General features: G+C 65.8%; 4 protein-coding genes. All 4 read right to left on the bottom strand.

The window, feature by feature from the left end; translation table 11 throughout:
* Positions 1-66: 66 nt before the first annotated feature.
* The gene (locus RHBS_RS26340; RefSeq protein ID WP_183130243.1) at positions 67-1,293 is read right to left on the bottom strand and encodes an MFS transporter; all 1,227 of its coding nucleotides are present in this window, start codon (positions 1,291-1,293) and stop codon (positions 67-69) included.
* Positions 1,290-1,532, bottom strand: coding sequence for a hypothetical protein (locus tag RHBS_RS29340; protein WP_187298645.1), 243 nt, complete (start codon positions 1,530-1,532; stop codon positions 1,290-1,292). The genes RHBS_RS26340 and RHBS_RS29340 overlap by 4 nt, the downstream gene beginning before the upstream one ends.
* The gene (locus RHBS_RS26345; RefSeq protein WP_128646838.1) at positions 1,511-2,647 is read right to left on the bottom strand and encodes a YcaO-like family protein; all 1,137 of its coding nucleotides are present in this window, start codon (positions 2,645-2,647) and stop codon (positions 1,511-1,513) included. The genes RHBS_RS29340 and RHBS_RS26345 overlap by 22 nt, the downstream gene beginning before the upstream one ends.
* The coding region (locus RHBS_RS26350) for a CocE/NonD family hydrolase C-terminal non-catalytic domain-containing protein (protein WP_236745418.1) at positions 2,644-2,869 on the bottom strand (226 nt) is incomplete at its 5' end. The genes RHBS_RS26350 and RHBS_RS26345, both read right to left, overlap by 4 nt.

A 2,869-nucleotide genomic window follows, 5' to 3' on the forward strand; every position in this document is an offset into this window, starting at 1 on the left:
TCAATCTCGGGCTTCTACGACGAGGAGCTCTCGCACTTGCTCCGCCTGGACCGACTGTCCGTTCCGCTACTGGCCTTCGCGCTCGGCGGACTCGGTGAGGACGGCAAGCAACGGTAGCCGCGGCACCCCGAGCCACAGGGCTACCGCCCCCGCAAGAGCGAGCGCGCCCGCTCCGAGCACGACGGCCGCGGTCACGCCGAACATACCGGCAACGGCCCCGCCTGCCGCAGCGCCGAAGGGAGTTCCACCCATCGCGATCATCCGTGCCGTGGTGTTCACCCGGGACTGCAGGTGGTCGGGCGTGACGGACTGACGAACCACGATGCCGTTGACGACGATCATCGTGTTGGCGGCCTGATAGACGATCAGAACCAGCAGAGATACAGCGAGTACTCCCGTGACGGACCACGCCAGCATCGACAGGAAGGCCACCACCAAGCCGAGGCACGTGATCACGCCGGTCCCGACCACCCGTTGGATGCGCGCACTGACCAGACTGACCAGGAATGCCCCGAGAGCCGTTGCTGCATAGAGTGATCCGATTCTCCCATCCTCGGCGGCCAGACCGAGCTGCCGGACGCCGACGACCACCATCAGTCCCACCACCACACCGTTGGCGATGCTCACCCCGACGCCGACCGCGGTCAGTGCCCGCACCACGCGGTGACGCCGAATGAATGACACCCCTTCTACGATCGACCTGCCCAGACCGGAACCGCCCGGAGCCGACGCGGCGCTCACGGGTAGCGCGGTCGTCGAGGTGACCACCGTCGCGACGAGAAAACACAGTGCATCGATCGCGATGGCACCCGGCGGACCCAGAGTCGTCGCGGCAACGCCACCGAGCAACGGGCCCGCGATCCCGATGACCGTGCCCACGCTGACGAGTGTGCCTGTCGCGTCGGCGATTCGATGGCGTCCCACCAAGGCCGGTACGACGCCGAAGGACGCGGCATCGAAGAACACGAACAGCGTCGAAACGACGAACGCGATGATCATCAGGTGTGCAACGGTCACCGACGCGATCAGGTGGGCCGCCGGGATGGAAGCCAGAGCGAGAGCACTGCCGAGTTGAGTGGCGAGCAGGACTGCGCGACGGTCGTACCTGTCGGCCAGCGCACCTGCGATCAGTCCGAACATCAAGTACGGCAACGACTCCACCGCGAAAGCGACGCCGGACAGCAACGGCGAGCCGCTCAACTGATAGACGAGCATCGGCACGGCCACCGTGGACATCGCGTTACCGATCCAGGCGACCGCACGCGCCAGAACGAAGCGTCGAAAGGCGGTCACAGGCTCGGGGGCGGAGCGAGCAGCAGCGTGTTCGGATCGGTCGGGTCGCAATCGGGTGCGTGCTGTCGAGCGATGTCGCGCCACCGAGGTAGCCCGAAGTAGGGAAATGCGGCCGGGGCGTTGGGAATCAAGCCGGAGGCACAGACCCGGGCCACCCGCAGTGGCGTCGACGCCACGTCCGAGGTGGTGATGTCGCAGACGACCACCTCGTGGCCCGCTACAGCGAGCGCGCTCCGCATACCGTCGGCGGCACCGTGGGGAAGCTCGTCGATCGATATCGTCTCCGCCGGATTCGTGAAGCGGGGAAGATATGCGGCCTGAGTACGGGGATCGAGCCACACCTGGCTTGTGCACCCAGGTCGCGGATGTGTTCACTGCGCGCTCCGGCGGCATCGAGGTAGCTGCGATCGGCGCGGTGGTCCAGGTAGAGACCCGGCGACAGCACCCCGGCGCGCATCGATCCGAACACCCAGCCGTCTGCTTCGACCAGTCCTCGGGTGAAGACCCAACTGTGGATCGCTTCGAGAACGGCCTTGCGTGCCGTGTCGACCGGGTCCAGCTTCGCCGAGAAGCCGCCTGCGACGATCCCGAGTTCGAGATCGTGAACAACGGCCGCTACCACCGGAACTCCGAAGTACGACGGCAGCTCGAGGAGATGACACCGCAGTCGTGAGTCGCCGAGGTCTGCCGCGAGTCCGGGCACCGATGCCGGATCTATCCCCCGCGCAGGCAGGTTCAAGTGCCACCACAGCGACAGCGAATCTCGCTCCACGAGCTCGAGCAGTCCACGTGTGGCCGCGTCGTCGAGCCCCTGTCCGGTGGCGATGCCTGCGTAGTTCAGATGATGAATCCGCGGGTCCTTCCTGCGAGATCCGCCGCGCCAGTTGAGGTACACGTACGAGGCCGGAATCGCGACAAGAGCCCCGTCGTCCGATACCCCGTCGACCCAGGCGACTCGCGAGTTCTCGGTGAAACGTTCGAAAGGGAAGCCTTCCGAGTTCAGCTGCCAGGGCGCGAAGAACTCGAATGTCTGTTTCCCCCAATGGCGGACACCCTCGGCGCGCAGTTCTGCGGGCGTTGCGTAGCGCAGCGTGTTCGGTACGTAGTTTCCGCAGTACCGTTCCACTGCCTCGCCGATCGCCGCAATCCTGGCCCCTGCGGGATCCGCGAAGGTGGTACCGAGCGACACCAGGTCGCACGGCCACTGTCCGAGCGCACGGGTATCGGCGATCTCCGCCGTCAGTCCGACGTACCGTTCCGGCATCCCGTCGAGCCTCTCGACCGGATGCAGCGCACGGATCAATCCGGTGAAGGGGTCGACCAGATCGTCTGCGCTGAAGGAGACCTCGCTCATACGGGCATCTCCAACTCGATGCCGCGCACGATGCGTCGCATCGGCACCGTGCGGGTTCCGTACAGATGGTCTTCGTCGGTGTGCAGATCGCGGGCATATCGTGGGAAGGCGTGGGCCGAGATCATCAGTGTCAGTTCCTCTCCCTCGTGAATGTGTGTGGACAACGGCGCGAGGTGCACGACGGAGTCGAGGGACATGCCGTGGGTCAGTTGCTCCACCCCG

This window comes from Rhodococcus sp. BS-15, from assembly GCF_000813105.1.
GTDB lineage: Bacteria > Actinomycetota > Actinomycetes > Mycobacteriales > Mycobacteriaceae > Rhodococcoides.

Excerpts from the sequence above, each read along its gene's own strand:
- RHBS_RS29340 (WP_187298645.1), bottom strand. The coding sequence starts at position 1,532 with ATGCGGAGCGCGCTCGCTGTAGCGGGCCACGAGGTGGTCGTCTGCGAC.
- RHBS_RS26345 (WP_128646838.1), bottom strand. The coding sequence starts at position 2,647 with ATGAGCGAGGTCTCCTTCAGCGCAGACGATCTGGTCGACCCCTTCACC.